The organism is Delftia sp. Lp-1, from assembly GCF_020523835.1.
Lineage (GTDB): Bacteria > Pseudomonadota > Gammaproteobacteria > Burkholderiales > Burkholderiaceae_C > Comamonas > Comamonas acidovorans.
Window position 1 is genome coordinate 3369483 of sequence record NZ_JAJALJ010000001.1, and the last position, 26562, is coordinate 3396044.

22 protein-coding genes are annotated in these 26562 nt (G+C 68.9%); 15 read left to right on the forward strand and 7 right to left on the reverse strand.

Annotation, left to right across the window (positions count from 1 at the left end; genetic code table 11):
• Positions 1-5 precede the first annotated feature (5 nt).
• Genes LGR64_RS15150 through LGR64_RS15190 form a run of 9 tightly spaced genes read left to right on the forward strand, consistent with a single transcriptional unit; the run spans position 6 to position 12100 of the window.
• Complete coding sequence (locus LGR64_RS15150) at positions 6-1727, forward strand: glycosyl transferase family protein (protein ID WP_096915893.1); 1722 nt, start codon at positions 6-8, stop codon at positions 1725-1727.
• Positions 1724-4591 carry an NfrA family protein gene (locus tag LGR64_RS15155; protein WP_141833673.1) on the forward strand — a complete coding sequence of 956 codons (2868 nt, stop codon included), beginning with the start codon at positions 1724-1726 and terminating at the stop codon, positions 4589-4591. Before LGR64_RS15150 ends, LGR64_RS15155 begins: the two co-directional genes overlap by 4 nt.
• Before the next feature lie 57 nt (positions 4592-4648).
• Positions 4649-5695: an alginate O-acetyltransferase AlgX-related protein gene (locus LGR64_RS15160; RefSeq protein ID WP_141833676.1), complete on the forward strand. Its 1047-nt coding sequence runs from the start codon at positions 4649-4651 to the stop codon at positions 5693-5695.
• A gap of 4 nt (positions 5696-5699) precedes the next feature.
• Positions 5700-6833, forward strand: a complete 1134-nt coding sequence (locus LGR64_RS15165; RefSeq protein WP_141833679.1) for an alginate O-acetyltransferase AlgX-related protein — start codon at positions 5700-5702, stop codon at positions 6831-6833.
• 13 nt (positions 6834-6846) lie between these two features.
• Positions 6847-8427 carry an MBOAT family O-acyltransferase gene (locus LGR64_RS15170; RefSeq protein ID WP_230355981.1) on the forward strand — a complete coding sequence of 527 codons (1581 nt, stop codon included), beginning with the start codon at positions 6847-6849 and terminating at the stop codon, positions 8425-8427.
• A gap of 21 nt (positions 8428-8448) precedes the next feature.
• Positions 8449-8688 carry an acyl carrier protein gene (locus LGR64_RS15175; protein WP_012204786.1) on the forward strand — a complete coding sequence of 80 codons (240 nt, stop codon included), beginning with the start codon at positions 8449-8451 and terminating at the stop codon, positions 8686-8688.
• 57 nt (positions 8689-8745) lie between these two features.
• Entirely contained in the window at positions 8746-10230 is a 1485-nt protein-coding gene (locus LGR64_RS15180) for an AMP-binding protein (protein ID WP_141833684.1), read from the forward strand.
• Positions 10227-10928, forward strand: a complete 702-nt coding sequence (locus tag LGR64_RS15185) for an alginate O-acetyltransferase AlgF (protein ID WP_230355983.1) — start codon at positions 10227-10229, stop codon at positions 10926-10928. The genes LGR64_RS15180 and LGR64_RS15185 overlap by 4 nt, the downstream gene beginning before the upstream one ends.
• A gap of 26 nt (positions 10929-10954) precedes the next feature.
• Positions 10955-12100 (forward strand): acyl-CoA dehydrogenase family protein, encoded by a 1146-nt coding sequence (locus tag LGR64_RS15190; protein WP_141833689.1) that lies wholly within the window; start codon positions 10955-10957, stop codon positions 12098-12100.
• A 17-nt stretch (positions 12101-12117) separates the two neighbouring features.
• On the opposite strand, the gene LGR64_RS15195 is transcribed toward LGR64_RS15190, so the two are convergent.
• Positions 12118-13092, reverse strand: coding sequence for a DUF4434 domain-containing protein (locus LGR64_RS15195; protein WP_034392079.1), 975 nt, complete (start codon positions 13090-13092; stop codon positions 12118-12120).
• A gap of 297 nt (positions 13093-13389) precedes the next feature.
• Positions 13390-14718 (reverse strand): dicarboxylate/amino acid:cation symporter, encoded by a 1329-nt coding sequence (locus LGR64_RS15200; protein WP_096915886.1) that lies wholly within the window; start codon positions 14716-14718, stop codon positions 13390-13392.
• A gap of 213 nt (positions 14719-14931) precedes the next feature.
• Here LGR64_RS15200 and LGR64_RS15205 point away from each other — a divergent pair, with 213 nt between their 5' ends.
• Positions 14932-17583: a hybrid sensor histidine kinase/response regulator gene (locus tag LGR64_RS15205; protein WP_141833692.1), complete on the forward strand. Its 2652-nt coding sequence runs from the start codon at positions 14932-14934 to the stop codon at positions 17581-17583.
• Positions 17584-17607: 24 nt separating this feature from the next.
• Here the strand turns inward: LGR64_RS15205 and LGR64_RS15210 are convergent, their stop codons facing one another.
• Positions 17608-18246, reverse strand: a complete 639-nt coding sequence (locus LGR64_RS15210) for a LuxR C-terminal-related transcriptional regulator (RefSeq protein ID WP_034392075.1) — start codon at positions 18244-18246, stop codon at positions 17608-17610.
• A 529-nt stretch (positions 18247-18775) separates the two neighbouring features.
• Between LGR64_RS15210 and LGR64_RS15215 the strand changes: the two genes are divergently transcribed.
• Both LGR64_RS15215 and LGR64_RS15220 read left to right on the forward strand, forming a co-directional pair.
• Positions 18776-19804: a porin gene (locus LGR64_RS15215; protein ID WP_096915884.1), complete on the forward strand. Its 1029-nt coding sequence runs from the start codon at positions 18776-18778 to the stop codon at positions 19802-19804.
• A 235-nt stretch (positions 19805-20039) separates the two neighbouring features.
• Positions 20040-20204, forward strand: coding sequence for a hypothetical protein (locus tag LGR64_RS15220; RefSeq protein WP_169807218.1), 165 nt, complete (start codon positions 20040-20042; stop codon positions 20202-20204).
• A gap of 59 nt (positions 20205-20263) precedes the next feature.
• On the opposite strand, the gene LGR64_RS15225 is transcribed toward LGR64_RS15220, so the two are convergent.
• The 4 genes from LGR64_RS15225 to LGR64_RS15240 all read right to left on the reverse strand — a co-directional run bounded on the left by LGR64_RS15225 (position 20264) and on the right by LGR64_RS15240 (position 23393).
• Positions 20264-20998, reverse strand: a complete 735-nt coding sequence (locus LGR64_RS15225) for a hypothetical protein (RefSeq protein WP_141833695.1) — start codon at positions 20996-20998, stop codon at positions 20264-20266.
• Complete coding sequence (locus LGR64_RS15230; protein ID WP_141833698.1) at positions 20995-21987, reverse strand: MlaD family protein; 993 nt, start codon at positions 21985-21987, stop codon at positions 20995-20997. The genes LGR64_RS15225 and LGR64_RS15230 overlap by 4 nt, the downstream gene beginning before the upstream one ends.
• Before the next feature lie 65 nt (positions 21988-22052).
• The gene (locus LGR64_RS15235; RefSeq protein ID WP_012204765.1) at positions 22053-22856 is read right to left on the reverse strand and encodes an MlaE family ABC transporter permease; all 804 of its coding nucleotides are present in this window, start codon (positions 22854-22856) and stop codon (positions 22053-22055) included.
• 72 nt (positions 22857-22928) lie between these two features.
• Positions 22929-23393 carry a Cd(II)/Pb(II)-responsive transcriptional regulator gene (locus tag LGR64_RS15240; protein ID WP_012204764.1) on the reverse strand — a complete coding sequence of 155 codons (465 nt, stop codon included), beginning with the start codon at positions 23391-23393 and terminating at the stop codon, positions 22929-22931.
• A 39-nt stretch (positions 23394-23432) separates the two neighbouring features.
• Here LGR64_RS15240 and LGR64_RS15245 point away from each other — a divergent pair, with 39 nt between their 5' ends.
• Genes LGR64_RS15245 through LGR64_RS15255 form a run of 3 tightly spaced genes read left to right on the forward strand, consistent with a single transcriptional unit; the run spans position 23433 to position 26524 of the window.
• Positions 23433-25643, forward strand: coding sequence for a heavy metal translocating P-type ATPase (locus LGR64_RS15245; protein WP_141833701.1), 2211 nt, complete (start codon positions 23433-23435; stop codon positions 25641-25643).
• The gene (locus LGR64_RS15250; protein ID WP_230355985.1) at positions 25640-26026 is read left to right on the forward strand and encodes a DUF3703 domain-containing protein; all 387 of its coding nucleotides are present in this window, start codon (positions 25640-25642) and stop codon (positions 26024-26026) included. Before LGR64_RS15245 ends, LGR64_RS15250 begins: the two co-directional genes overlap by 4 nt.
• 30 nt (positions 26027-26056) lie before the next feature.
• Entirely contained in the window at positions 26057-26524 is a 468-nt protein-coding gene (locus tag LGR64_RS15255; protein ID WP_141833704.1) for a hypothetical protein, read from the forward strand.
• Positions 26525-26562 lie beyond the last annotated feature (38 nt).

Genomic DNA, 26562 nt, shown 5'->3' on the forward strand with positions numbered 1-26562 from the left:
TCGCCATGATCTCTTCCCTCTACTGGCCCTACCTGGTGGCCGACTACTACCATGCGCTGGAGATCGTCAGCGCCGTGGTGGCCGTCGTCATCCTGCTGTCCAGCATTGACGACCTGTTCATCGACGCCTGGTACTGGGTGCGCGAGGCCTGGCGCGCGTTGACCATCAAGCGCCGCTATCAGCCGCTCAAGGCACAGCAGTTGCAGGAGGTCGAGGAAAAGCCGCTGGCCATCATGGTGCCGGCCTGGCTGGAGTACGACGTGATCGCGCCCATGCTGGAGAGCATGGTGGGTACGCTGGACTACAAGAACTACATGATCTTCGTGGGCACCTACCGCAACGACGAGCGCACCAAGAACGAGGTCGAGCGCATGCGCCGGCGCTACCGCCAGCTGGTCCGCGTGGAGGTGCCCCACGACGGCCCCACCTGCAAGGCCGACTGCCTCAACTGGATCGTGCAGGCCATCTTTCAGCAGAACACGCTGCAGCCCGAGCCCTTTGCCGGCCTGATCCTGCACGACAGCGAAGACGTGCTGCACCCGCTGGAGCTCAAGTACTACAACTACCTGCTGCCGCGCATGGACTTCATCCAGCTGCCCGTGACCTCCCTGGAGCGCGAGTGGTACGAGCTGGTGGCCGGCACCTACATGGACGAATTCGCCGAATGGCACACCAAGGACCTGGTGGTGCGCGAGAGCATGTCGCACATGGTGCCCTCGGCCGGCGTGGGCACCTGCTTTTCGCGCAAGGCGATGGAGGAGCTGGCGGCCGAGACCCACAACCAGCCTTTCAACACCGACACGCTGACCGAGGACTACGACATCGGCGCGCGGCTGGCACGCCGGGGCATGAAGCAGATCTTCGGCAAGTTCCCCGTGGACTACGTGATACGGCGCAAGCCGCTGTTCGGCCTGGGCAAGGAAAAGGTGTCCACGCTGACCATGCCGCTGGGCATACGCGAGTTCTTTCCCAACACCTTCAAGACCGCCTACCGGCAAAAGGCGCGCTGGACACTGGGCATCGGCCTGCAGGGCTGGAGCCAGGTCGGCTGGGCCGGGCCGCTGTCCACCAAGTACCTGCTGTTCCGCGACCGCAAGGGGCTGGTGACCTCCTTCGTGGCCATCCTGGCCTATCTGCTGCTGCTGAACTTCCTGCTGTTCCTGCTGGCCGATCACATGGGCTGGTGGACGGTGTACTACCCGTCCCTGTTCGCTCCCAATGGCTGGCTGGTGACGCTGATGAGCGTCAACGTCATCGCCCTGCTGCTGCGCGTGGTGCAGCGCGCCTGGTTCGTCTCGCGCCTGTACGGCTGGGAGCACGCCATGCTGTCCATCCCGCGCATGGTGATCGGCAACTTCATCAATGCCATGGCAGCGGCGCGCGCCTGGAAGCTGTTCATCGTCCACCTGGTCACGGGCAAGCGGCTGGCCTGGGACAAGACCATGCACGACTTCCCGTCCCCCGACCAGTTGAGCCACCAGCGCCAGCGCCTGGGCGAGCTGCTGCTGTCATGGCAGGCCATCGACGAAACCCGGCTGGCCACCGCGCTGGAGATACAGCAGCGCGAACGCCGTCCGCTGGGCGCCATCCTCATGGAGCAGGGCTGGCTGGACGAGGCCACGCTGCGCGAGGCCATCAGCTTCCAGCAGGGGGAGCCCACCGACCCCACGGTGCATCCCGACATTCCCGCACAAGGCATTCCAAGCACTCCAAGGGCCGGCATATGAAGCATCTCGCTCCCCTCGTTCGCCCTCTCACGCTGGCCGCGCTGCTGGGCGCCGGCTGGAACGCGCCGCCGGCCTGGCCGCAGGCCGCAGCAGCCGTCAAGGCCGAGGCGCCGCTCAGGGGCCGCGCATGGCAGCTTGCCAACCAGGCCTATGCCCACTATCAGGCCGGCCGCTTTGCACGGGCCGCCAGCGCCGCCGCATCGGCCGTACAGCTGCGCCCCGACCTGCTGCGCCTGCGCATGCTGCTGATCTACTCGCTGCAAAAGCAGGGCAAGAACGAGGAAGCGCTCAAGGCCATCGCCTCGGCCCGCGCCGCCGGGCTGGACGAGGCCACGCTGCAGCAGGCCGAGACGAATGTGCGCATGGCTGCGGCAGGCGGGGCCGCCGCAGGTGGCGGCGCGGCCACGGCCTCCGAGGCCTACAACAAGGCCTTTCCCATCGCCACCGAGGCCTACGCCGACTACAACGCCAGGAACTACGCAGACAGCGCGCGCAAAGCCGAGCAGGCCTTTCGCCTGGACCCCAGCCAGGGCCAGTGGGCGCTGCTGTGGATAGGCGCGCTGGAGGCCCAGGACCAGTTGGGCGCCGCCATCGAGGCCGCAGATGCCGCCCTGGCCCTGGAGCCCCCCAACAAAAGCGACCTGGTGGCCAAGCGCCAGACCCTGCGCCGCAGCCAGGCCGTGCTGCCCGCGCAAAAGGCCTACCAGGCGCTGATCGCCAACAACCCGGCGCAGGCCGTGCCCTTTGCGCGCGAAGCAGTGGCGCTGGCGCCGGGAACGGCATCGCACCGCTTGCTGCTGATCACCTCGCTGCTGCTGGCCGAGCAGTTGCCCGACGCGGAAAAGGCCGCAGACGAGGCCCTGGCGCAGGACAACGAGGACACGGCCGCGCTGGGCATGCGCGGCTACATACGCCAGCGCCAGGGCAAGACCACGCAAGCCAACGAGGACTTCGATGCCGTGCTCAAGCAGGACTGGCTGGACGAAAAGCAATCGGCCAACCTGCGCCTGATCGCGGCCGACGCGGCCCTGGCCGCTGGCGACGCGGCACGCGCCCGCGCGCTGCTGGCGCCCATGCCGGCACAGGATGAATCCGTGGCCCGCCGCCTCAAGCAAGCCGATGACCTGCGCCCCGGCCGCGACACGCCCATGGTGGCCGATACGCGCGGCGCTTCGCAGACCCTGGCCATGGCCGACTATCCGCCGCCCCTGCAGGACTGCCGCGACACGCCCTATGGCACGGTCTGCGAGCTGCAGCCTTCCGATGCCCAGGGCACGGGCGGCCCCAGCGCTCAGGCCTATGCGGCCTACGCGCGCCAGGACTACAAGGCCGCCATCGAACATGCGCAAACGGCCGTGGAGCAGGACCCCGACAACGAGCAGTTGCAAAAGCTGCTGACCACCACGCTGGCCGCAGGCGACCGCGACCAGCAGGGCCAGGCCCTGCTGCGGCTGGACAAGTCCCTGTCCCTCACCCCCAACGACCCCCAGCTGCTGATGCAGCGCGGCTACCTGTACTCGCGCCAGGAAGAGCCGGCCAAGGCGCTGCAGGACTTTCGCGCGGCGCGCGCCACGGGCGAGGCGCCAGCGGGCGCCATGCTGGACGAAGGCTATGCGCTGGCCGGCACCGGCGACAACCGGGGCGCCGTGCGCACCTTCAAGGAAGCCATCGACCTGGACGACGCCGGCACCGCCAAGCTCACGCCCGGCCAGCGCGAAAACGCACGCAGCGCCGTCTCCGGCTACGCACGCGAGTGGGGTGCCATCGTCTCCATGGGCTACCGGGGTGCGCGGCCTGCGGGGCGTGCGTTCTCGGACGGCATCCTCACGCAGGCCGGCGATGCGGTCTTCGGCACGGCCGAGGCCTACTGGCGCCCGTCCAACTTCCTGAACTCATCGACGCGCATCTTCGATGTCTACGGGCGGCTGGGCAGCACCTTGCATGACGGCGGCGGCACCACGCTGGGCCAAAGCGCCATCGACCCCTGCACGGGCCTGCCCATCAATGTGCAGGCGGGCGACAACCGCGGCATCTCTGGCCTGCCCACCACCACGGGCTCGCTGGGCATGCGCTTCACGCCGTCCACCAAGTACGCGCTGACCTTTGGCATAGAGCGCCAGTTCAACATCGGCTCCGCCACGCGCTCGGGCTTCATCACGCCTGAATCGCCCCAGCTGCGCTGCCTGATGAGCGGGCGCGATCCGCTCAACCCCACGGGCCCTGCGCTGGGCAACCCGATATCGGCCAAGTACAGCGCGGGCGCGGGCCAGGGCGGCTGGCTGGCCTATGTCACCCATGGCTTCTACGAGGGCACGGGCCGGCGCACGGACCGCTCCAGCTGGTTCACCATGGAAGGCTACAGCCAGGCCGGCTATGCCAACCAGAGCATGGCCTCGCGCTTCACGCTGACAGACCAGACCAATGGGGCCCTGGTGGGCGACGGCTCGGGCCGCTACAAGCGCGAGCAATGGTTCTTCTCCACCGAGGCCCGCATCGGCCGCAGCTTCCGCGCCGACGGCATCAACCAGGGCCTGGTGATCTTCCCGTTCGGCGTGGTCGCGGCCGACTGGATCAAACAGAGGAACCGCGTGCAAGTGCGTTCCCTGCAGGCCGCCCCTGGCGCCACGCCCACCGCAGCCCAATTGGCCGCCCAGCAGGGACAGACCCTGGCCCTGCAAGGCAATGGCAGCAGTTGGTCGGCCAGCGCCGGCGTGGGCGTCAGCCTGCGCCAATGGTTCCGCGAAAGCCACTACAGCACGGCCCAGTCCTATGTGGACTGGTCCATGCAATACCGCTTCAACATCGGCGGCGGCCAGGCCGACCGGGCCAAGGGCCTCTTCATGACGCTGACGCTGTCCTATTGAAAGCCCTGCCCCGCCGCCGCCACCACCACACAGACAAGAGAAAAGGAGAAAGCTCCCATGGATTCGACCAAGCAAGCACCCCGCCCCGCCCTGCACGGACTGCGCTCGGGCATGGCGCGCGCCGCACGCGGGCTGGCCGGCTGCGCACTGGTGCTGGGCGCGCTGGCAGCGCAGGGTACGGCACAGGCACAGGCACAGGCACAGGACAGCTCCTCCATCGTCCTCAGGGGCAAGGATGGCTGGCTGTTTCCGGGCTGGGGCAGCCTGACCCAGGTGGACCGCGCCGGCATCACCGAATCCACGCGGCTGATCACCGAGGCGCGCAACCTGCTGGCCGCGCGCGGCGTGAAGCTGCAGGTGCTGCTGCTGCCCGACAAGGTGCGCTTCTATGCCGACAAGATGCCCGACGGCAAGGCCATGAGCGCCGATGTCCAGGGCCGCTACAAGCAGGTGCTGCAGGCGCTGCAGGCCGCCGGCATTCCCAGCTTTGACGACGAGGCCGTGCTGCGCACCGTGCGCGACAGCGGCAAGGATGTGTTCTACCGCACCGACCAGCACTGGACCCAGGCGGCAGCCGACGCCACGGCCGAGGCCACCGCCCGCATGGTCCAAGGCGAGGTGCCCCAGCTGGCAGGCAGCGCCGGCAGCGGCCTGGCCCTGGGCGACACCGTCACCGAGCGCCGCTATGGCGACCTGGCCGAGCTGTTTCTGACCGCCGAGGAGCGCAAGCAGATCGGCCGCGAGGTCTATACCGTGCGCCGCCAGGCTCCGGCCAAGGGCCTGCTCGACGATGAGCCCGCGCCCGTCCACGTGACGGGCCACAGCATGGTCCAGCCCTACTTCGGCTTTCCGCAAAAGCTCTCCAACCTGCTGGACCGCCCGGTCTCGCTGAACTGGAAGCCCGGCAACGTGGGCCAGTGGACCATGCTGCTGGAGTACCTGGAGTCGCCGGCCTTCAAGTCCCACAAGCCCCAGGTGCTGGTGTGGCAGATGTTCGAGCCCACCTACAGCTACGGCCCCAACGCGGCCGGCCAGTGGGACAACGCCTCGCTCATGCCCAACGCCACCTGGCTGGAGCGGCTGCGGGCCGCGCTCAAGGGCTGACACCGTGGACCCCACCGCGCAAGAACTGCAAACCGACAAAGGACACCGGCGCAACGCCTGGATCTGGGGCGCCCTGCTGCTGTCGGGCCTGGCCTGGGGCGGCTGGACGCTGGCCAGCGGGGGACCGAAGGCCGGCGAGCTGCAACTGGCCGCCTGGCTGGATGGCCGCGCGGGCGCGGCGCTGAACAAGGGCCTGCGCCTGCCTGCGCAGTCCTCGCTGGAAACCGGCCAGGCTGCGCTGCGCTACCGCCTGCTGGGCGACACGGGAGCGCAGGTGGCCCTGGGCTGCCCGCAATGGATGTTCTACCGCGACGGCCTGCGGCCCCAGCCCGGCACGGGCGCCGCGCCCTTCGAGGCGCGCCAGCGCCTGCTGCGCCACTGGACGCGGCAGTTGCGGGACAAAGGCATTGCCACCCTGGTGGTGGCCGTGCCCGACAAGTCGCGCATCGAGGCCGCCCATCTGTGCGGCCTGCCCGTGGCTCCCGTGATGCTCCAGCGCCTGGACCTGTGGCAGCAGCGCCTGCAGGCCGACGGCATTGCCTTCGCCGATCTGCGCCCTGCCCTGCAGACACAGGAGCAGGCGCAACCCGTTTTCTTTCGCACAGACGTGCACATGAATGCCGAGGGCGCGCGCACCGCCGCCCTGGCCGTGGCCCAGGCCGCGCTGCCGCTGCTGGGCGGGCAGCGCGGCGCCCAGGCCTTCGAGGAATCCGCGCCCGGGCCGCTGCAGCCGCTGCCCGGTGACCTGCTGGCCCTGGCCGGCCTGGCCGACGCACCGGCAGGCTGGCGCCCGCAGCGCGACGAAATACGCCCGCAGGCCATCACCCCCGTGCGCGGCGGCGGCCTGCTGGACGAGACGCCGCCCGTGCAGGTGCTGCTAGCCGGCAGCTCCAACGGGCTGCGCAGCAATTTCGCGCCGCAGCTCGGCCGCGCGCTGGGCCAGGAAGTCTGGAACCTCAGCATGGACGGCGGCCAGTTCAGCGGCGCCATGGTGGCCGCGCTCAAGCGCCGCGCCTCCTGGCCGGCCAGCCTGCGGCTGGTGATCTGGGAGTTCTCGGAAAACACCTTGTCCCTGCCCCTGACGGACGATGAAAAAGCGGCGCTCAAGGAGATGGACGCCGCCTCCCCGCCTGCGTGACCCCGCCCGCTACATGCTGTTCAATTCCTATCTTTTCCTGCTGCTGTTCCTGCCCATCGCGCTGGCGGGCCACTACCTGGCCGGGGCCATCAGCCTGCGGCTGGCCGCGTTCTGGCTGTGCCTGACGTCCTTTGTCTTCTACGGCTGGTGGAACCCGCAGTTCGTCGCCCTGCTGGCGCTGTCCATCGCCTTCAACTACGTGGTGAGCCTGCTGATCCTGCGCTTTGCGGGCCGCGCGCGGCTGCAGGGGCTGGTCACCGCCCTGGGCGTGGGCGCGGACCTGGCGGCACTGTTCCACTACAAGTACTTCGCCACCCTGTTCAACTTCCTGGGCGAATGGGGGCTGACGCAGGGCGGCATGCACGAGCTGATCCTGCCCCTGGGCATCTCGTTCTTCACCTTCACCCAGATCGGCTATCTGCTGGACTGCCGCTCGGGCATCGTCAAGGAACGCAGCCTGCTCAGCTACGTGCTGTTCGTGACCTTCTTCCCGCACCTGATCGCGGGGCCCATCCTGCACCACAAGGAAATGATGCCGCAGTTCGCGCAGCCGGATAACTACCGGTTCCGCGCGGACAACCTGTCCATCGGCGGCACGCTGTTCGTGATCGGCCTGGCCAAGAAGGTGCTGCTGGCCGACGAGATCGCGCCCTATGCAGACGCGGGATTCGCCGCGCCCGGCGAGCTGCAGTTCTGGGCCGCCTGGGGCGCCAGCCTCAGCTACGCGCTGCAGCTGTACTTCGACTTCTCGGGCTATTCGGACATGGCGCTGGGCCTGGCGCGCATGTTCGGCATCCGCTTCCCGCTGAACTTCAACTCGCCCTACAAGGCCGGCAGCATCATCGACTTCTGGGCGCGCTGGCACATGACGCTGACGCGCTACCTCACGGCCTACCTGTACTACCCCGTGGCCATGGCCATCTCGCGCGCACGCGAAAAGCGCGGCCTGTCCGTGGGCTCCAGCGCCGCGCGCACGCCCGGCGGCTTTGCGGCCACCATCGTCGTGCCCACGCTGTTCACCATGGGGTTGGCGGGCATCTGGCACGGTGCGGGCCTGCAGTACGTGATCTTCGGCCTGCTGCATGCCTTCTACCTGTCGGTCAACCATGCCTGGCGCATCTTCGTGGTCAGCCGCAAGCCGGCCGCCGCACGCAAGTCGGGCCGGGGCGTGCAGGCGCTGTGCGTTGTCATCACCTTCATCGCCGTGCTCATCGCCCAGACCTTCTTCCGCGCCCACGGCGTGGGCGACGCCATGCTGCTGCTCAAGGGCATGGCCGGCCTGCGCGGCGTGGAGGCGCTGGAGTCGCTATCCCACGTCCAGGGCCTGTCACTGGGCGATGCCATCCGCCTGGCCATAGGCCACCATATGCAGTTGGCCCTGGTGCTGCTGCTGCTGGCCATTGCCTGGTTCACGCCCAATGCCCACCAGATCCTGGGCCGCTTCTCGCCCGCCATGTTCAAGGTGCAGGAAGCGCCCCGCGCCTGGATGCGCTGGCGCCCCAGCGCGAGCTGGACGGCCGTGACCCTGGTCCTGCTCTTCCTGTGCCTGGTCAACCTGCACAAGGAAACCCGCTTCCTGTATTTCCAGTTCTGAAACACCTGTTGGAGAAAAACCATGTCCCTGAATGACATCGAAACCAAGATTGCCCAGATCATCGGCGCCATCATCCTGACCTCGGTCGAGCCCGATACGCTGCTGCTCGAATCGGGCCTGGTGGACTCGCTGTCCGCCGTGGACGTGGCACTGGCCATCGAAAAGGAATTCGGCGTCAAGATACCGCCATCGGAGATCGACCTGCACCTGGAATCCGTGCACACGCTGGCGCAGTACGTGGCCGAGCAGCGCAAGGCCTGATGCAGCGCCTGCACGCCGCCGCACTGTCCCTTTGTCCCTGCGCAACAAGGAGCCCGCATGCGATTCAGTTTTGACCGCTTCGACTTCACCGAGCCTGGCGCCGACACCGCGCGGCCCGCCGTGATCGATGCCGCCGGCACGCTGGACTGGCAGCAACTGGCCCAGGCCGTGGCGCAATGGGAGCAGCAGGCGCTGGCGCGCGGCGCGCGGCGTGACGAGCCGCTGCTGATCACGGGGCACAAGGAGACCGCGTTCCTCGTGGCCATCCTCGGCTGCCTGCGCCTGGGCGTGCCCTTCGTGCCGGTGGACGTGATCAACCCGCCCGAGCGCATGGCGCGCATCGCCACGCTGGTGCAGGCCGGCCTGCACTACGACGCGCAGGCCCGCAGCTTCCTGGACACCGGCATCGCCGCGCAGCCGCTGCAGGAAAAATCGCTGGCCTACATCATGTTCACCTCGGGCAGCACGGGCGATCCCAAGGGCGTGCAGATCGGGCGGGAGAGCCTGGGCCTGTTCGCCGGCTGGATACGCGACTGCCTGGCCCTGGGCGAGGCGCCGGTCTTCATGGACCAGATGCTGTTCAGCTTCGACTTTTCGCTGTTCAACTGGATGGGCGCCCTGGTCACGGGCGGCGCCTGCGTGCTGTGCGCGCGCGAGACCATTGCCGACCGCCAGGCCTTTGCCGCCTACCTGGCGGGCACCCATGTGAACGTCTGGGCATCCACGCCCTCCTTCGTGCGCCAGCAGCTGCTGGATGCCGACTTCGACCAGCAGCACCTGCCCGACCTGCGCGTCTTCGTCTTCGGCGCCGAATCGCTCACGCCCACCGTGGCCGAGGCGCTGTGGAGCCGCTTTCCCCAGGCGCGCATCATCAACTCCTACGGCCCCACCGAGGCCACCTGCTCCACCACCTGGGTGGAGATCGACCCCGCGCTGCGCCAGCGCGCGCCGCTGCCCTTTCCCATCGGCCGGGCCAAGCCCTATGCCGATGTGTTCCTGGACGAAGGCGAGATCTGCGTGGCCGGCGACCACGTGATGCGCGGCTACCTCAACCGCCCCGACCTGCACGCCACACGCATGTTCATGCGCAACGGCAAGCGCGGCTACCGCACGGGCGACCTGGGCGAGATCGACGGCGAGGGCCTGGTCACCTTCCACGGCCGGCGCGACGACCAGATCAAGATGCACGGCTACCGCATCGAGCTGGCCGAGGTCGATGCCGTGCTGGCCACCCTGCCCGGCGTGCGCGCAGGCGCGGCGGTGGCACTCAAGCGGTCCGATGGCTTCATCGTGCGCATGATCGGTTTCGTGGACCTGGACCGCAGCGGCCCGCCCGGCATGCAGCCCCTGCCCGAAGACCTGGCCGGATGGCGCGAACTGCTGGCCCAGCGCGTGCCGCCCTACATGATTCCGTCGGAACTGCTGGCCTGCCACGGCTTCCCGCTGACGCAGACTGACAAGGCCGACCGCAAGCAACTGGAGCGCATGTACCTTGATGCACGCATGCGCCCCGCCAAGGAAACCAAGGACCCGCAGGCATGACCTCCGCTTTTTCCCCCGTGATGCGTACCGTCGCGCTCGCCCTGGCCGGCCTGGCCGGGCTCTCCTGCCTGCCTGCCGCGCATGCCGAAGGCACGCTGGCCCAGCTCTATGCGGCGCGCCCGCCCGCAGGCTCGTCCTTCGTGCGCGTGGTCCACCCCGACGCGGGCAGCCTGCGCGTGAAGATAGGCGACGGCCCCGAGCAGACGCTGTCCGGCAGCAAGCCGGCCAGCAGCTACGCCATCGTCAAGGGCGACACGCCCTTTGCCATCCAGCTGGACGGCAAGAGCGCCGGCAGCATGAAGGTGGCGCCGGGCAGCTTCACCACCCTGGTGCCACAGCGCCAGGGCAAGAACGCGGCCACGCGCTTCACGTCCATCGACGACTCCGGAGGCAGCCAGGACGCGCTCAAGGCCGAGCTGCGCTTCTACAACCTGATCGACGATTGCACCGAAGGCGGGCTCAAGATCGCCGGGACGGGCACGCCGCTGTTCACGGGCGTGGCGCCCGCCAAGTCGGCCAGCCGCTCCATCAACCCGGTCAGCGCCCAGCTCGCCGCCACCTGCTCCACTGCGGCCAGCGCGCCGCTGGCACTGCCCCAGCTGCAGCCGGGCGACCACTACAGCCTGTTCATGACAGGTACGGCCGCCGCACCCGTGCTCCGCGGCCAGGCCAGCGCCACCGACACCTATCGTCCCTGACCCAGCCCAAGGAGACCGACACAGACATGCGCACCCGCTCCGTATTGCGTGAAGACCACCTGCTGTTCAAGGAACAGGTGGACCGATTCGTGGCCACCGAGATCCTGCCCCACATCAATGACTGGGAGGCAGAGGGCATCACGCCGCGCGCCCTGTGGCGCAAGGCCGGCGACAGCGGCCTGCTCAACTGCGACCTGCCCCCGCCCTACGGCCAGGGCGGCGACTTCGGCCACGCGGCCGTGGTCATCGAGGCGCTGGCGCGCGCCAACTGCCTGGGCATCGGCTTTTCCATCCATTCCGACATGGTGGCGCCCTATCTCTGGAACTTCGGCACGCAGGTGCAGAAGGACCGCTGGCTGCCGCGCATGGCCACTGGCGAGCTGATCGGCGCCATCGCCCTGACCGAGCCCGGCGCGGGCAGCGACCTCAAGGCCGTACGCACGCGCGCCCGCCGCAAGAGCGACAGTGAAGGTGACGGCTACGTGCTCAATGGCCAGAAAACCTTCATCACCAACGGCGTCAACGCCGGCCTGATGGTGGTTCTGGCCAGCACCGAGCCCGACCTGGGCGCGCGCGGCCTGTCGCTGTTCGTGGTGGAAGAAGGCATGAAGGGCCTGGGCAAGGGTCCCGCCCTGCGCAAGATAGGCCAGCACAGCCAGGACACCTGCGAGCTGTTCTTCGACGAACTGCACCTGCCGGCCGACCACCTGCTGGGCCGCGAAAACGCCGCCTTCGAGCATGTGACGCAGGAGCTGGCGCAGGAGCGGCTGGCGATCGCGCTGCGTGCGGCGGCCTCCACCGAAGGCATGCTGGATGAGGCTGCCGAGTTCGTGCGCAACCGCAAGGTCTTCGGGCGCCGCGTGCTTGACTACCAGAACACCCGCTTCAAGTTCGCCGACGCCCTGGCCAAGACCACCATGCTGCGCGTCTTCCTGAACGACTGCCTGGCCCAGCACATGGAAGGCTCACTGGACTCCGTCACCGCCGCCATGGCCAAGCTCAACGCCACCGAGCTGCAGGGCCAGGTGCTGGACGAGCTGCTGCAGCTGCACGGGGGCTACGGCTACATGGCCGAATACGGCATTGGCCGCGCCTGGGCCGATGCACGGGCGCTGCGCATCTTCGGCGGAAGCAGCGAGATCCTGCGAGAGATCATCGGCAAGCGCTTCTGACCCGGCAGCCACCGCGCTCAGCGGGCGGCGGCCTTCCACTCGCGCAGCAGTTGCCGGGCCTCTGGCGTGTCGTTCAGCACCCAGGGGTCGATGGCGAAGGCGACGACGCGCTGGGCGCCGTAGTCGCGGGCCACGTCCCACTGGCGGCGCACGCGCTCGAAGCTGGCCGTGCGCGCCTGGAAGTCCGAGCCATCGGGCCGCGTGGGCGGCAGTTGCTCGAACAGTTCCACGATGAGGTCGAACGGCGCCCTGCGCTCCAGCAGCATCTGCTGCAGCGGTGCCAGCGCCTCGTAGTTGCGCAGTCCCGCCACGCCCACGCCGTCCTGCACCATGGGGCGCAGGGACACCCGGTCCAGCAGGATGCTCCACAGCGTGGGCAGGCTGCCCAGCGTCTGCAGCTGGCTGAAATAGGTGGAGATGCCGGGCACCTGGCCGGACGTGGCCGCTGCCGCCTGCGCCAGTGGCTGCAGTGCGCTCACCAGCAGCTCGATGCGCTCGGGCGCGGCCCAGTGGTATTGCTCCAGCTCGTAGGGGATGTACCAGCCGCGAAAGGCCGCATGGCGCGGCCAGGTGCTGGTGTACATGTGGCTGGCGCCCTGCTCGGCGATATGCGCCAGGTAGGGCGCGGGGCCTGCTGCGTTGGAAAGGCTGATCTGCTTCCACCAGCGCTCGTCATAAGGCAGGCCCAGGTGCACGCCCATGCCCAGTTCGGTGCAGATGTCCAGCAAGTCGGCGATCTGCGCGTCGGCCAGCATCCAGCTGTCCGCCTCGGAATCGCCTTGCAGGCCGCTCCATTGCACGAACAGCTCCCGGCAGCCCAGCGCCTGGGTGGCGGCCAGGCGCTGGCGCCATTGGTCGCGCGGCATCTCCAGATGGCTACGCCACGGCTGCAGGAAACTGCCCGACACGGGCGCCGAGGCCGCGCAACCGACCAGCGAGGCACAGGCGGCGGCCGCGCCGGCGCCGAGGAATTCGCGTCTGGACAAATGCATGGTGGGAACGGCCGCAAGGCTGCGTGAAGCGAAGCACCAAGAATACAGCCAAGCGGCGCGGCAGCCGCCCCGCAAGAGCCGGCCCACCCGGACTTGACCCGGCCGGGCTGAGGGTTGAATCAGAACCGACGATGAATTGGAGCCAAGGGGACAACGCCCGTGCAGATGTCCTGCCGGCCCGAACCAGGCAAGGACTTGCTGCCATTAGATCGAGTAGAAATGCCTCGCGCCACCCTTGGGCGGCGCGAGGCATCGTCGGGTGGGCCTTTACCGGCCCTTGCCCTGGCCAGGGCGTTCTCAGGCCTTGGCCACGGCGGCCTCGGAAGGCAGGGCCTTCTCAGGCTCTCCGTCCAGGGCCGCATTGAGCTTGCTGTAGTCCAGCTCGTTTTCCCAGCGCGAGACCACCACGGTGGCCACGGCGTTGCCCATGAAGTTGGTGAGCGAGCGGCACTCGCTCATGAAGCGGTCCACGCCCAGGATCAGGGCCATGCCGGCCACAGGCACTTCGGGCACAACGGCCAGCGTGGCGGCCAGGGTGATGAAGCCAGCGCCGGTCACGCCGGCAGCGCCCTTGGAGCTGAGCATGGCCACCAGCAGCAGCGCGATCTCATGGCCCAGCGTCAGGTGGGTGTTGGTGGCCTGGGCGATGAACAGCGCGGCCAGCGTCATGTAGATGTTGGTGCCGTCCAGGTTGAAGGAGTAGCCCGTGGGCACGACCAGGCCCACGACGGACTTGCCGCAGCCGGCGCGCTCCATCTTCTGCATCAGCGAAGGCAGGGCCGATTCCGAGGACGAAGTGCCCAGCACCAGCAGCAGTTCCGCCTTCAGGTAACGCGCCAGCTTGAGCACCGAAAAGCCGCACAGCCGCGCCACGAAGCCCAGCACCACGACCACGAAGAGCAGCGAGGTGATGTAGAACGAGCCCACCAGCCAGGCCAGGTTCACCAGCGAACCCAGGCCGAACTTGCCGATGGTGAAGGCGATGGCGCCAAAGGCTCCCAGCGGCGCAGCCTTCATCAGGATGCCGACCAGCTTGAACACGGGGGCCGTCAGCGCCTCCAGGAAGTTGAGCACGGGCTTGCCCGCATCACCGACCATGGCCAGCGAGATGCCGAACAGCACGGCCACGAACAGCACCTGCAGGATGTTGTCGCCCACGAAGGGGCTGACCAGCGTCTTGGGAATGATGTCCATGGCAAAGCCGGTGAGCGTCAGCTCGTGCGACTTGGCCACATAGCCCTTGACGGCGGCCTGGTCCAGGTCGGCCGGGTTGATGTTCATGCCCGCGCCGGGCTGCACCACGTGCGCCACCACCATGCCGACCACCAGGGCCAGCGTGGAGAAGAACAGGAAGTAGGCCATGGCCTTGAGGAACACGCGGCCCACGGTGCGCAGGTGCGTCATGCCCGCAATGCCGGTGACGATGGTCAGGAAGATCACCGGCGCGATGATCATCTTCACCAGCTTGATGAAGGCATCGCCCAGCGGCTTGAACTGCTCGGCGTACTGGGGCTCGAAGTGGCCGAGCAGCACGCCTGCCACGATGGCGACCACCACCTGGAAATACAGCTGGCGGTAGAAAGGCAGCCGCTCGGGGCTGGCGGCGTGGGTGGGGACGGCATGCATGGTGCGGCTCCGGCGGGACTGTGTGGGGGTGGACGCACCACCAAGGTGCGGCGAGGTCCAGGTTGTACCGCTGGCGTGCTCCGGCGCCGATAACCTATTGGTATTAGGCGCAGGTGCTCTCCCAGGGAGAATGCACGCAGAATCAGGGTAATCCCCAACCCCTTCCCGCCCCTGGAAGGCACCAAGCTGGCGCCCAATCGGGTCCAGACCACCATGCCCCAACCCGTTCGACGCCCTTCACGCCGTTCCTTCTGGACCCTGCTGCTGCTGTTCGGCGGCATGCTCGCCTGCATGCTGCTGGCCGGTGAGCTGGTCTACCACCGCGCCCTGCGCGGCGAGGCCGAAAGCGTGCAGCGCCAGCTCAGCCTCTACGCCCAGGCCCTGGGCCAGCGCATAGACCGCTACCGCACCCTGCCCGAGGTGCTGGCGCTGGACGCGCAATTGCGCGCCGCCCTCACCCATCCGCTGTCCGCCGCCGAGGTCGATGCCCTCAACCGCAAGCTGGAGCAGGCCAACGGCGCCAGCCAGTCGTCCACGCTGACCCTGATCGACCGCCACGGCACGGCCCTGGCCGCCAGCAACTGGCGCGAGACGCGCAGCAACGTGGGCGTGGACTACAGCTTCAGGCCCTATGTTCAGCAGGCGCTGTCGCGCGGCAGCGGGCGTTTCTACGGCATCGGCCTGACCACGGGCCTGCCGGGCTACTTCCTGTCGCAGGCCATCCTGGACGAACAGAACGCCGTCGCGGGCCTGGTGGTGATCAAGATCGCGCTGCTGGAGCTGGAGCGCGAATGGCTGCAGACGCCCGACGTGGTCATGGCCTCGGACGAGCACGGCGTGGTCTTCCTGGCCAGCCAGCCCGACTGGCGCTACCGCCTGCTGTCCCCCCTGAGCCCCATCGACGAGGCGGACCTGGCCGCCACGCGCCAGTACATCGACCAGGAGTTGCACCCCATGCGCTACCGGGTGCGACAGGGCCTGGAGCAAGGCAGCCGCCTGGTGCAGATGCAGGAGCCCGCCCTGCCCGGCACCACGCTGTGGCAGACCCTGCCCCTGCCCGGCAGCGACTGGCAGTTGCACCTGCTGCACGACACGCAGGCCAGCACCGTGGCCAGCCGCTGGGCGGCGGCGGCCGCTGCGGGCGGCTGGCTGGCCCTGGGCCTGCTGGTGCTGTTCGTGCGCCAGCGCAGGCGGCTGGCCGCGCTGCGCCTGCGCAGCCGCCTGGAGCTGGAGACCGTGTTGCGCCAGCATGCCCAGGAGCTGCGCACGGCCCAGGACGGCATCGTCCAGGCCGCGCGCCAGGCCGACACGGGCCTGAGCCGCAGCCTGGAGCACCTGCCCCAGGGCGTGGTGGTGATCGATGCCGACCTCAACCTGGTGGCCTGGAACTCGCGCTACGTGGAGCTGTTCCGGTTTCCCTCCGAACTGCTGCGCACGGGCCAGCCCATCGAGAACCTGTTCCGCTACAACGCCCGGCGCGGCCTGCTGGGGCCCGGCCCCATCGAGGAGGCCATCCACCGGCGGCTGCAGCATCTGCGCAGCGGCAGCCCGCATCTGCGCGAAAGCACCAAGGACGACGGCACGGTGCTGGAGATCCGCGGCAACCCGCTGCCCGATGGCGGCTTCGTCACCAGCTACGCCGACATCACCAGCTACAAGAACGCCGCGCGCGAACTGCGCTCGCTGGCCGATGCGCTGGAGCAGCGCATTGCCGAGCGCACGCGCGACCTGGCCGAAGCCAAGCGCGAGGCCGAGCAGGCCAACCGCTACAAGACCCGCTTCGTGGCCGCCGCCGTGCACGACCTGCTGCAGCCGCTGAACGCCGCGCGCATGTTCAGCTCCCTGCTGCGCAGCCATCTGCATGACGACGCGGGCCGCCATGTGGCCGACAGCATCGACGGCGCCCTGGCCGCGCAGGACGCCATCCTGGGCAGCCTGCTGGACATCTCGCGCATGGAATCGGGCCAGCTGGAGGTGCGCGTGCGTGACTTCGCGCTGGGCCCGCTGCTGCAGGTCATGCGCCACAACTTCGGCATCCTGGCCGAAAGCCGGGGCCTGCGCCTGAGCGCGGTGGACACGCGCTGCGTGGTGCGCAGCGACGAGGCCCTGCTGCGCCGCATCCTGCAGAACTTCCTGTCCAACGCCATACGCTACACGCGCCAGGGCCGCATCGTCATCGGCTGCAGGCGCCAGGGCCAGCAATTGCGCATCGAGGTGCACGACCAGGGACCGGGCATTCCCGAAAGCCTGCAGCACGAGATCTTCGAGGAATTCCGCCGCCTGGACGAAGGCCATGGCGACGACCGTGGCGCCGGGCTGGGACTGGCCATCGTCGAGCGCCTGGGCCGCCTGCTGGGCCACGAGATCGGCCTGCGCTCGCACCTGGGCCGGGGCAGCGTGTTCTGGGTCTGCGTGCCGCTGGGCGATCCCGCAGCCGTGCCGCAGATCGCCGCGGCCACGCATTCCGGCGAGGCAGGCCAGGACGCACCGCTGCAGGGCATGAGCGCCTGGTACGTGGAAGACGATGCCCAGTCCTGCACCGCCATGCGCGCCCTGCTGCAGCGCTGGGGCTGCAACGTGCCGCTGGCCGGTGGCCCGGCCGAGGCGCTGGCGCTGGCCGCGCCCGGCGAAGCGCCGCAGCTGGTGCTGCTCGATGTGCGCCTGGGCCAGTTGCACGGCCCCGATGTTTACGCGCAGCTGTGCCAGCGCTGGGGCCAGTCGCCGCCCGTGATACTGGTCACGGCCGAGCGCGACGGCATGGTGCGCCGCCAGGCGGCCGAGCGCGGCTGGGGCTTTCTGGCCAAGCCCGTGCGCCCGCCCGCGCTGCGCGCGCTCATGAGCCAGATGCTGCTGCGCCACCGATAGACGTGGCACGGCAGGGACTGGCGTTCAGACCGTGCCGTCGTTCTCCAGGCTCTTGACCAGCACGGCCGCCTGCGTGCGGCTGTAGCACTCCAGCTTCTTGAGAATGGCCGTCACATGCACCTTGACGGTGTTCTCGGCCAGCCCCAGCTCGTGGGCGATCTGTTTGTTGAGCAGGCCGTCGGCCAGGCACAGCAGCACGCGGAACTGCTGGGGCGTGAGCTGGGCCAGCCGCGCGGCCAGCGCGGCGTCGGCCTCGGAGCGCTCGGCGGCCATGGGCGGGAACCAGCTGCCGCCGTCCAGCACCTCCTGCAGGGCCGTGCCTATGGCCTCGGCCGGCGCCGATTTCGGAATGAAGCCCGCAGCACCGAACTGCTGCGCACGGCGGATCACACGCGGGTGGTCATTGGAAGAAATCACCACCACCGGAACATCGGGGTACTCGCCGCGCACATGCAGCAGCGCCGAAAAGCCGCGCGCCCCCGGCATGGCCAGGTCCAGCAGCACCAGCTCGATCTCGGGGTGCTGCTGCAGCGCCGCGCCCAGCGTGGCGGCGCTTGCGGCCTCCAGCACGGCGAACTGCGGCAAGGCCTCGCGCAGCACATGGATCACCGCGGCGCGGAACAGCGGGTGGTCATCGGCAACGAGCAGGGTGGATTCGGACATGGGCGCGAGTCTGACACGTCTGGAAGCACATGCCCGGCTCATGGGGCCCATGCCTGGCCCATGGCCGGGTTGCAAGCTGGCACGCTGTTTGCAATCAGTTGCAGCCAAAGGCCTGGCAACAGGCACAAATCCACCGCCCAACCGACGAACAAGGAGCCCTGAATTGACCTTTGAGCCCTCTTGCAACGACCTGCTGCACAGGCCTGGTGCCCCGGCCCCATCCCAGTGCACGGCAGTGTTCAAGCCGCGAGAGTGCAAAACACAAATTAAGTTTCGTCATAACTGTGTCAAAGACACCACTTCCTGGCTGGCGCGATGGCTCGGATGCGTTGTAATACGCGGCTTAGCCAGTCAAGACCGCCTTGCACACAGGCCGCAAAGACGTGCCGACGCCAGCCCGCCCCTGATGCGAAAACGCCACTGTCCCAGGTTTGCCACGTAGCCCAGCCCGGGCGATTGGTTCATCGTCTGCCCCGGTCACAGCACTGGCCACCCGTTTCCACTCTCTAACAATGAAAGACTCCTCAACATGAAACGTTCCTTCATCGCACTGGCCGCTGCACTGGCCTGCGCCGGCGCTGCACACGCCCAAAGCTCGGTCCAGCTGACTGGCCTGGTGGACGCCTATGCCGGCTCCATGCGCATGGCTGGCGATGCCAGCGGCAAGGGTGTCGTGGGTTCGGGCGGCATGACCACCTCCTGGTGGGGCATGAAGGGCCAGGAAGACCTGGGCGGCGGCCTGAAGGTCGATTTCCAGCTGACGGCCTTCATGCGTGTGGACACTGGCAGCCCCGGCCGTTTCGATGGTGACCCGTACTTCTCGCGCGATGCCAACGTCGGCCTGTCCGGCGGCTTCGGCACGGTGCGTCTGGGCCGCGGCATGTCGCCCAACTTCCTGCCCACCATCCTGACCAACCCCTTCGGCGACTCCTTCACCATCTCCCCGCTGGTGCTGCACGCCAACGTGGGCACGGCAGCCTGGGGCTCGGCCAACCTGACCACGCCGTCCGACACCGGCTGGAGCAACCAGGTCGTCTACACCACGCCCAAGTTCGGCGGCCTGCAGGCCAACGTCCACTACCAGTTCGGTGAAAAGGGCGGCGATTCCGGCAAGAAGAACATCGGCGTGAACGCCATGTACTTCGGCGGCCCCCTGAGCCTGGTGGCCTTCTACGAGCGCGCCCAGATCAGCAATCCCGTGAGCCTGGCCGTGATGCCCACCAAGACCGACTGGATGCTGGGCGGCACCTACAACTTCGAAGTGGCCAAGCTGTACGCAACCTACGGCCAGGCCAAGGTCAAGGATCTGGACCGCAAGAACAGCACCTACTCGCTGGGCCTGGACGTGCCCGTGACCAGCGCCGGCACCATCAAGGCAGCCCTGGCCCGCACCAAGGCCGAAATCGGCGCCGTGGACTCCACGCGCACCACGGCCAGCCTGGGCTACGACCACTACCTGTCCAAGCGCACCGATGTGTACACCGTGCTGATGCACGACCGCATCACGGACCTGAAGTCGGGCACCAGCCTGATCGCGGGTATCCGCCACCGTTTCTAAGGCGACGCCTGGCCTGCCAGCACGGGCCAGGGACTTACGTCCCGAACTTTCAGCGAGGCTCTGCCTCGCTTTTTTTTCGGCCTCTTGAAAATCGATAGAAATTTTCTCTCAGCAGTTTTTTACAAACGTCAAGAGAGAAAGCGATTGTCCGACAGCCGCGCTGCGCAATCCGGTGTGCAATGGAGTCCAGGCCCAGCCCAATGCTCTGCCTGCGCTGCCAGACAGGAGGTCCACCATGCGCAGACCCAGCCCCTTCGGACGTCATCCCTTCATCGCCTTCACCGCCACGGTCGTGCTTGCCCTGGCCGCCAGCGTTGCCACCTTCTGGCTGGACAGCGCCGCCCCGGCCGCAGACACCTTGCTGCAAAAAGACCCGGGCGCCCTGCTGTCGTCGATGTAAGCCCTGCAAACGCCTGCAAATGCCTGCCCAGCGCCATCCCTTTCGGACTGGCGCTGTTTTCATTTGCCGGCCGATGTGCCCCCACTGCTGGCCGTCTTCTCCAGCAGCGACAGCCTGCGCCTGACGGCCTGGGCCTTGTCCACCTCGCCCGCCTGCTCATGGGCCCTGGCCTGCAGCAGCAGCCAGGCCATCACCGCACGGCGCCAGCCTTGGGCCGAGGCGGTTTCGGCACCCAGCTCCAGCAACTGCGGCTGTGCCGCACCCGCCCGTAAGGCCGCGCCGGCCGCCACCAGCTGCGGCAGCGGCTCCTTGATGGCGCCCACGGCAGCCAGCGCGGAGGCAGGTGCACCCAGCAGCGCCTGCGCCACGGGGCGCTGTAATTCTGGCAATAGCGCAACGTCTTCGGGCCGGGGCCTGCCTTGCAAATAGCGCGCATAGGCTGCCTCGGCCGGCGCCGCGTCAAGCGCCAGCGCCTGGTAGCCGGGACAGTCATCCCATTCCAGACTGGCCACCTGGGCCGCGCAGCGCATCAGCTCCAGACGCGCGGCCAGGTCGGTGCGGCCCGTGGCGGCCACCTCGGTGCGGGCCTTGTCCCATTCCATGGCCTGCACGCGCTGGCGGCCTTCCAGGTAGGCGGTGGATGCGCGCTGGGACGCAGATTCGGCATTGAGCGCCCAGTCCGGCGCGGGCGGGCGGCTGCTGCAGCCGGCCAGCACCAGGGTCAGCACGGCGCCGGCGACGGCATGGCGCGCCAGGAGGGTTGCGGCAGAAAGTTTCTTGGCGGCAGCACTCATGGCAGCTTCAACTCCGGTTGATGGGCAAACGGCCACTTGCGCTGCAGGTCGGCCAGCACGCCTTCCAGGCGGCGCAGGTTGCCCTCCACCTCGGCGCGCAGGGCGCCCAGGTCGGCCGTGGCCTCGCGCGCATTGGAGCCCACGGCCTGGGCCTCGGCCAGCACGGCGTCGACCTTGCCCAGCGTGCGGCGGGTGTCGGCCAGCAAGCCGTTGAGCTGCACCACGGTGGAACGCACCTCGGGCATGACGCCGCCGGCATCGAACACCTGGCTGTCGGCCCGCGCCACCATGCGCTCCATGCGGGCCAGCGTGGCATTGGCGCGGTCCAGCAGGGCCGTGACCTTGCGCGCCTCCTGCTCGCTGCCCATGACCACGCCGAGCACGCCGCCCGGCCCCTGGGCCCGGCCGGCCAGGCCGCGCAGCTCGGTCAGCGACCCGCCCAGGGCCGAGTCCGGCGCGGTGAGCTGGGCGATGTTGCCCAGCACTTCCTTGGCCGTGGACATGATCTGCGGCAGCTCGGCCGTGGCATCGCCGCGCAGCACGGGGCGCACGGCCTCGTCGGGCAGCAGTGGATCGCTGAGGATGCCGCTGTAGGCCTTGATGGTGGTGCCCCCCACCAGCCCCTTGACCAGGGTGAAGACGCTGGACTCGCGCAGCCAGTGCGCGTCCTTTCGCGGCACGTCGATGAGGATGCGCACATTGCCGTCCTCGGCCAGCTCGATGCGGCGCACGCGCCCGATCGGAAAGCCCGAGAAGGTCATGTCCATGCCCACGCTCACGCCCTCGGAGTCGTCGGCCGTGAGCACCAGGCGCTGCGTGGCGTCGAACACGCCGCGCGAGTACAGCAGGTACAGGGCCGATCCAAGAATCAGCACCAGCGTGAACAGCAGCAGGCCCGCGGCCTTGGCGCGCAGGTGCGCCACGGGCTTGAGGGCCTCGATTTCCTCGCCGTCCCAGGGGTCTGGCGGCGTGCGCCGCGTATCGGTCATGGCATTCCTTGTTCTGGCACGGGCCTTGCCGTGCATGTGGGGTTCGTGGAGTTCAGCGGGCGTGCTCAGTAATAGTTGCCCATGAGCGAGATCACCTCGATCACCAGCAGCACGGCAAACATGCGCGCAAAGCCGCCCAGCGCCGCGCCGCCCAGCCGGTGGCGCCGCAGCGGCGCATACAGGCCCGAGGCCATGGGCATGATGGCCACGGTGAGGCTGAAGAACCAGGTCTTGAGCACGAAGACCAGGGTCACGGCCGGCGTGAAGATCTGGCCGAAGATGCGCGTATAGCCGGGCAGGCCCGCCAGCGTGAAGCCATAGACGCTCAGGTAGACGGTGACCAGGGCCACCACGCAGCTGAGCACGGCCAGCGTGACCGAGGCAAACACGCCACCGGCCGCGCGCGGCACCAGGGCCATGCGCAGCGGGTCGGAGCCGCGCTCCTGCCAGGCCTGGAGCTGGCCCCGCGCGCGCAGTTGCGCAATCAGCGTGCCATTGGGAATGGTGCAGCGCATGGCCACGAACAGCGCGGCCGTCAGCGGGATCAGCTCGATCACCAGCACGCGCACCACCATCTCCAGCGCATAGCGCGACAGCCCATAGCTCAGCGCCGTGACGATGACGATGCGCGTGATCACCGCGCACAACAGCGCCGCCAGCGCCGTGAATCCCAGCAGGATGGGGCCGGTCTGCACATAGATCTGGTGCGCCATGGCACGCCGTGCGCCGCGCCGGTAGCTGGAAGGGGACATGGCCAGCACCAGCAGCACGGCGCCCAGGTAGACGCTGCGCCACCAGGCCAGCGCATGGTCGCGCAGCGCCGCCCAGATGCGGTCGGGAAGGGACAGGGCTGCGTGGCTGAGGCTCATCGGGCGATGATAGCGAGCCGTACCGGGACGGTCCGTCGGACGCCGGCGCAAGACAGGCAGCTGCGGACGGCGCTACACATGGCGCTTGGCGCCGGAGCTGCCCAGGGCAGGCGCCAGCGGCTCGTCAGCCTGGGCATGCAGGGCCTCGATCAGATGGCAGTAGCTGGCCGACCCGTCGCACTGGCTGCGCAGCTGCATCAGCTCATGCTCCAGCGCGCGCAGCTCGGCCAGGCGCTCGCGCACATGGCCCAAGTGGGCATCCAGGGTTTCGTTGGCAGCCACGCAGTCGGCCTTGCTGGCGCCGTCCAGCGCCAGCAGGGTGCGGACCTCGTCCAGCGACATGTCCATGGCACGGCACAGGCGGATGAAGCGCAGCCGGTGCACATCGCTGTCGCTGTACAGCCGGTACTGGTTGTCCTCGCGCACGCCTGCACTGAGCAGCCTTTCCTTCTCGTAGTAGCGGATGTTGGCGGCGGCCACGCCGGAACGCTTGGCCGCCTCGCCGATGCGCCAGCGCGCAGATTCATGCTGTGACATGCTTGACCTTGAAGTGACTTCACCGTTTCCAATGCTCGCATGAACTCCAATCGCCTGCCAAGCCCTCAGGGCAACGAGGCCCTGAAAGCCTCCCCTGCCCTTTCCAAGCCCGCCTCGACTTCGCCGTCTTCCGCCTGCGGCACCGATTGCTGCGCGCCCTTCACCATCACCCAGCCCACGCCGGCCCGCAAGAAGGCCCAAGGCCACTCGCATGCGCATGGCGAGGACCATGGCCACGATCACGCCCACGCCCATGACCATGACCACGGTCACGACGAGAGCGATCCCCATGCCGGCCACGACCACAGCGTGCTGCCCGGCTGGCCGCGCATCACGGCCGCGCTGATTGCAGCCGTGCTGGCCGAAGCCGCCCACTGGTTCAGCGGCTCCCAGGGGGGCGTGCCGGCCCTGCAATACGGCGGCATGGCCGTGGCCGTGCTGGCCATTGCCCTGTCGGGCCTGGGCGTCTACAAGGCCGGCATCCGCGACGTGCTGCGCCTGAAGCTGGGCATCCACGCGCTGATGGCCATTGCCGTCACGGGTGCCTTCGCCATCGGCCAGTGGCCCGAGGCCGCCATGGTCATGGCCCTGTACGCCGCGGCCGAGCGCATCGAGGACCAGGCCATGGACCGGGCGCGCAATGCCATCCGCAGCCTGCTGCAGATGGCGCCCGAGACGGCCGACGTGCTCCAGCCCGATGGCAGCGTGCAGCGCGTGGCCGCCGCCGACGTGGCGCTGGACGCCACCGTGCGCGTGGCCCCCGGCGCGCGCGTGCCGCTGGACGGCGTGGTCCTGCGAGGCCAAAGCTCGGTCAACCAGGCGCCCATCACCGGAGAAAGCGCCCTGGCCGACAAGGCCCCGGGCGACGAGCTCTACGCCGGCAGCATCAACCAGGATGGCGAGCTGCAGATGCGCGTCACCTCGGCGGCCAATGACAGCCTGATTGCGCGCATCGTCCACGCCGTGGAGCAGGCCCAGGCCTCCAAGGCGCCCACCCAGCGCTTCGTCGATCGCTTTGCCGCCGTCTACACGCCCATCGTGCTGGTGCTGGCCATTGCGCTGGCGGTGCTGGCACCGCTGGTCATGGACTGGAGCTGGCATGACGCGGCCTACCAGGCCCTGGCCCTGCTGGTCATCGCCTGCCCCTGCGCCCTGGTGCTGTCCACCCCCGTCACCGTGGTCAGCGCGCTCACGGCCGCGGCACGCCGCGGCCTGCTGATCAAGGGCGGCCAGGCGCTGGAATCGGCCCGCAAGCTGCGCGCCATTGCCCTGGACAAGACCGGCACGCTGACCACGGGCAGCCCCAAGCTCGTCGAATGGAAGTCCTGGAGCGAAGAGGATGCCCCCCAGGACGCCACCCCGGGCCCCGCCCTGCCCGCCGCGCGCGCCCTGGCCCTGGCCGGCCGCTCGGACCACCCGGTCTCGCGCGCCATTGCTTCCGGCCTCCAGGCCGATGCCGGCGTGGCCGCCGATGCCGCACGGGCCTCGGTCAGCAAGCTGCTGGCCCTGCCCGGCCGTGGCGTGCAGGCCGAGATCGATGGTCAGCCCTGGACCCTGGCCAACCTGCGCTGGGTGCAGGAGCAAGGCTGGGACAGCGCCGCCCTGCGCGCCGGCCTGGCCATGCACGAAGCCCAGGGCCGCACCGTGACCCTGCTGGCCGACAGCAGCGGCGTGCGGGCCCTGTTCGCCGTAGCCGACCCGTTGCGACCCCAGGCCCGCGAGGCCGTGGCGCGCCTGCAGGCGCTGGGCGTGCAGCCCGTGGTCCTCAGCGGCGACAACACGGCCACCGTGCGCTCCATCGCTGCCGAAGCCGGCATCCAGGATGCGCGCGGCGGCCTGCTGCCCCAGGACAAGCTCGACGCACTGGCCGAGCTGCAACGCACACGCGGCCCCACCGCCATGACGGGCGACGGCATCAACGACGCACCGGCGCTGGCCCAGGCCGATATCGGCTTTGCCATGGGCGGCATGCACAGCACGGGCATGGCCATGGAAACCGCCGATGTGGTGCTGATGAACGACGACCTGCGCCGCCTGCCCGAAGTGGTGGAGCTGTCACGCAGCGCCCACGCCGTGCTCTGGCAGAACATTGCCCTGTCGTTGGGCGTCAAGCTGGTGTTCTTCGCACTGGCCCTGGCCGGCAACGCCAGCATGTGGCTGGCTGTGCTGGCGGACATGGGTGTGAGCCTGCTGGTGGTCGCCAACGGCCTGCGGCTGCGCCGCTGGGGCAGCGACAGGGAGGCGGCATGACCGACGCCCAGCGCCGCGCCGCCTTCACCCACCTGCTGCACAGCTTCCGTTCAAGCCAGGACCAGGCGCCCGCACAGCGCTGGCTGCTGCTGGAGGCCAGCCATGTGCTGGGCCAGCAACTGCTGGGCCTGCACTGGCGATCCCACTGCTGGATGCTGCGCCATGCGCTGCAGCTGCGCGATGGCGGGGAGGTGGCAGGCCAGTTGCTGCGCCTGGCCCTGGTGCCTGCAGGCCACCTGATGGACCGGCTGCCGCGCGGCAACACAGGCCGCGCCACGGTGCCTGCCACCCTGCCCATGGACATGCCGCCCGCCGTATCGGCCCTGATCGCCGAGGCCCTGCGCGCCACACGCCGCCCGCCCGGGCGAAGGGCCCGCACCTGAGGAACTTCGCAGCACCGTCCGGTATCATCCATGCCTATGCGTCGCCCCCTGTCCATTGTCCTGGTCCTGCTGCTGGTCCTTCGTGGCCTGCTGGGCGACGCCATGGCCATGGGGGCGGCTCCGGTGATGGGCGTCCCGGCTCCGGCCGTCGCATCGGCGTCGGACTCGGCACTCCACCACCATGCGCCGGAGATCGCGCAGTCGCCGGACAGCCATGAACGGCATCCGGCACACGCCACGGAGCAGCCCTCGCATACGTCACACGCCGAGCACAGTGCAGACTGCTCCTCCCAGGCCGGCGGCCCTGCGGGCGGCAGCTGCGGCGAACATGAACACGGTCCCAGCTGCACCCTGTGCGGCATCTGCCATTCGGCCCTTTTCACTCCTGGCCAGATCGGTTCGGACGGCGCAGCGCCGTCCGCCGCACTGCGCCCCCAAGGCAGCACGCGCTTTGCCAGCGCGGCCAAGCTGCAGGCCATCAAGCCACCCATTTCCTGAAGCCTGACGCCCGAAGTGCGTCCGCGCCATCCCTGCCG

What these genes read in the sequence shown, in the direction of transcription:
- LGR64_RS15150 (WP_096915893.1), top strand. Translation starts at nt 6, where the DNA reads ATGATCTCTTCCCTCTACTGGCCCTACCTGGTGGCCGACTACTACCAT.
- LGR64_RS15155 (WP_141833673.1), top strand. Translation starts at nt 1,724, where the DNA reads ATGAAGCATCTCGCTCCCCTCGTTCGCCCTCTCACGCTGGCCGCGCTG.
- LGR64_RS15160 (WP_141833676.1), top strand. Translation starts at nt 4,649, where the DNA reads ATGGATTCGACCAAGCAAGCACCCCGCCCCGCCCTGCACGGACTGCGC.
- LGR64_RS15170 (WP_230355981.1), top strand. Translation starts at nt 6,847, where the DNA reads ATGCTGTTCAATTCCTATCTTTTCCTGCTGCTGTTCCTGCCCATCGCG.
- LGR64_RS15175 (WP_012204786.1), top strand. Translation starts at nt 8,449, where the DNA reads ATGTCCCTGAATGACATCGAAACCAAGATTGCCCAGATCATCGGCGCC.
- LGR64_RS15180 (WP_141833684.1), top strand. Translation starts at nt 8,746, where the DNA reads ATGCGATTCAGTTTTGACCGCTTCGACTTCACCGAGCCTGGCGCCGAC.
- LGR64_RS15185 (WP_230355983.1), top strand. Translation starts at nt 10,227, where the DNA reads ATGACCTCCGCTTTTTCCCCCGTGATGCGTACCGTCGCGCTCGCCCTG.
- LGR64_RS15190 (WP_141833689.1), top strand. Translation starts at nt 10,955, where the DNA reads ATGCGCACCCGCTCCGTATTGCGTGAAGACCACCTGCTGTTCAAGGAA.
- LGR64_RS15195 (WP_034392079.1), bottom strand. Translation starts at nt 13,092, where the DNA reads ATGCATTTGTCCAGACGCGAATTCCTCGGCGCCGGCGCGGCCGCCGCC.
- LGR64_RS15200 (WP_096915886.1), bottom strand. Translation starts at nt 14,718, where the DNA reads ATGCATGCCGTCCCCACCCACGCCGCCAGCCCCGAGCGGCTGCCTTTC.
- LGR64_RS15205 (WP_141833692.1), top strand. Translation starts at nt 14,932, where the DNA reads ATGCCCCAACCCGTTCGACGCCCTTCACGCCGTTCCTTCTGGACCCTG.
- LGR64_RS15210 (WP_034392075.1), bottom strand. Translation starts at nt 18,246, where the DNA reads ATGTCCGAATCCACCCTGCTCGTTGCCGATGACCACCCGCTGTTCCGC.
- LGR64_RS15215 (WP_096915884.1), top strand. Translation starts at nt 18,776, where the DNA reads ATGAAACGTTCCTTCATCGCACTGGCCGCTGCACTGGCCTGCGCCGGC.
- LGR64_RS15220 (WP_169807218.1), top strand. Translation starts at nt 20,040, where the DNA reads ATGCGCAGACCCAGCCCCTTCGGACGTCATCCCTTCATCGCCTTCACC.
- LGR64_RS15225 (WP_141833695.1), bottom strand. Translation starts at nt 20,998, where the DNA reads ATGAGTGCTGCCGCCAAGAAACTTTCTGCCGCAACCCTCCTGGCGCGC.
- LGR64_RS15230 (WP_141833698.1), bottom strand. Translation starts at nt 21,987, where the DNA reads ATGACCGATACGCGGCGCACGCCGCCAGACCCCTGGGACGGCGAGGAA.
- LGR64_RS15235 (WP_012204765.1), bottom strand. Translation starts at nt 22,856, where the DNA reads ATGAGCCTCAGCCACGCAGCCCTGTCCCTTCCCGACCGCATCTGGGCG.
- LGR64_RS15240 (WP_012204764.1), bottom strand. Translation starts at nt 23,393, where the DNA reads ATGTCACAGCATGAATCTGCGCGCTGGCGCATCGGCGAGGCGGCCAAG.
- LGR64_RS15245 (WP_141833701.1), top strand. Translation starts at nt 23,433, where the DNA reads ATGAACTCCAATCGCCTGCCAAGCCCTCAGGGCAACGAGGCCCTGAAA.
- LGR64_RS15250 (WP_230355985.1), top strand. Translation starts at nt 25,640, where the DNA reads ATGACCGACGCCCAGCGCCGCGCCGCCTTCACCCACCTGCTGCACAGC.
- LGR64_RS15255 (WP_141833704.1), top strand. Translation starts at nt 26,057, where the DNA reads ATGCCTATGCGTCGCCCCCTGTCCATTGTCCTGGTCCTGCTGCTGGTC.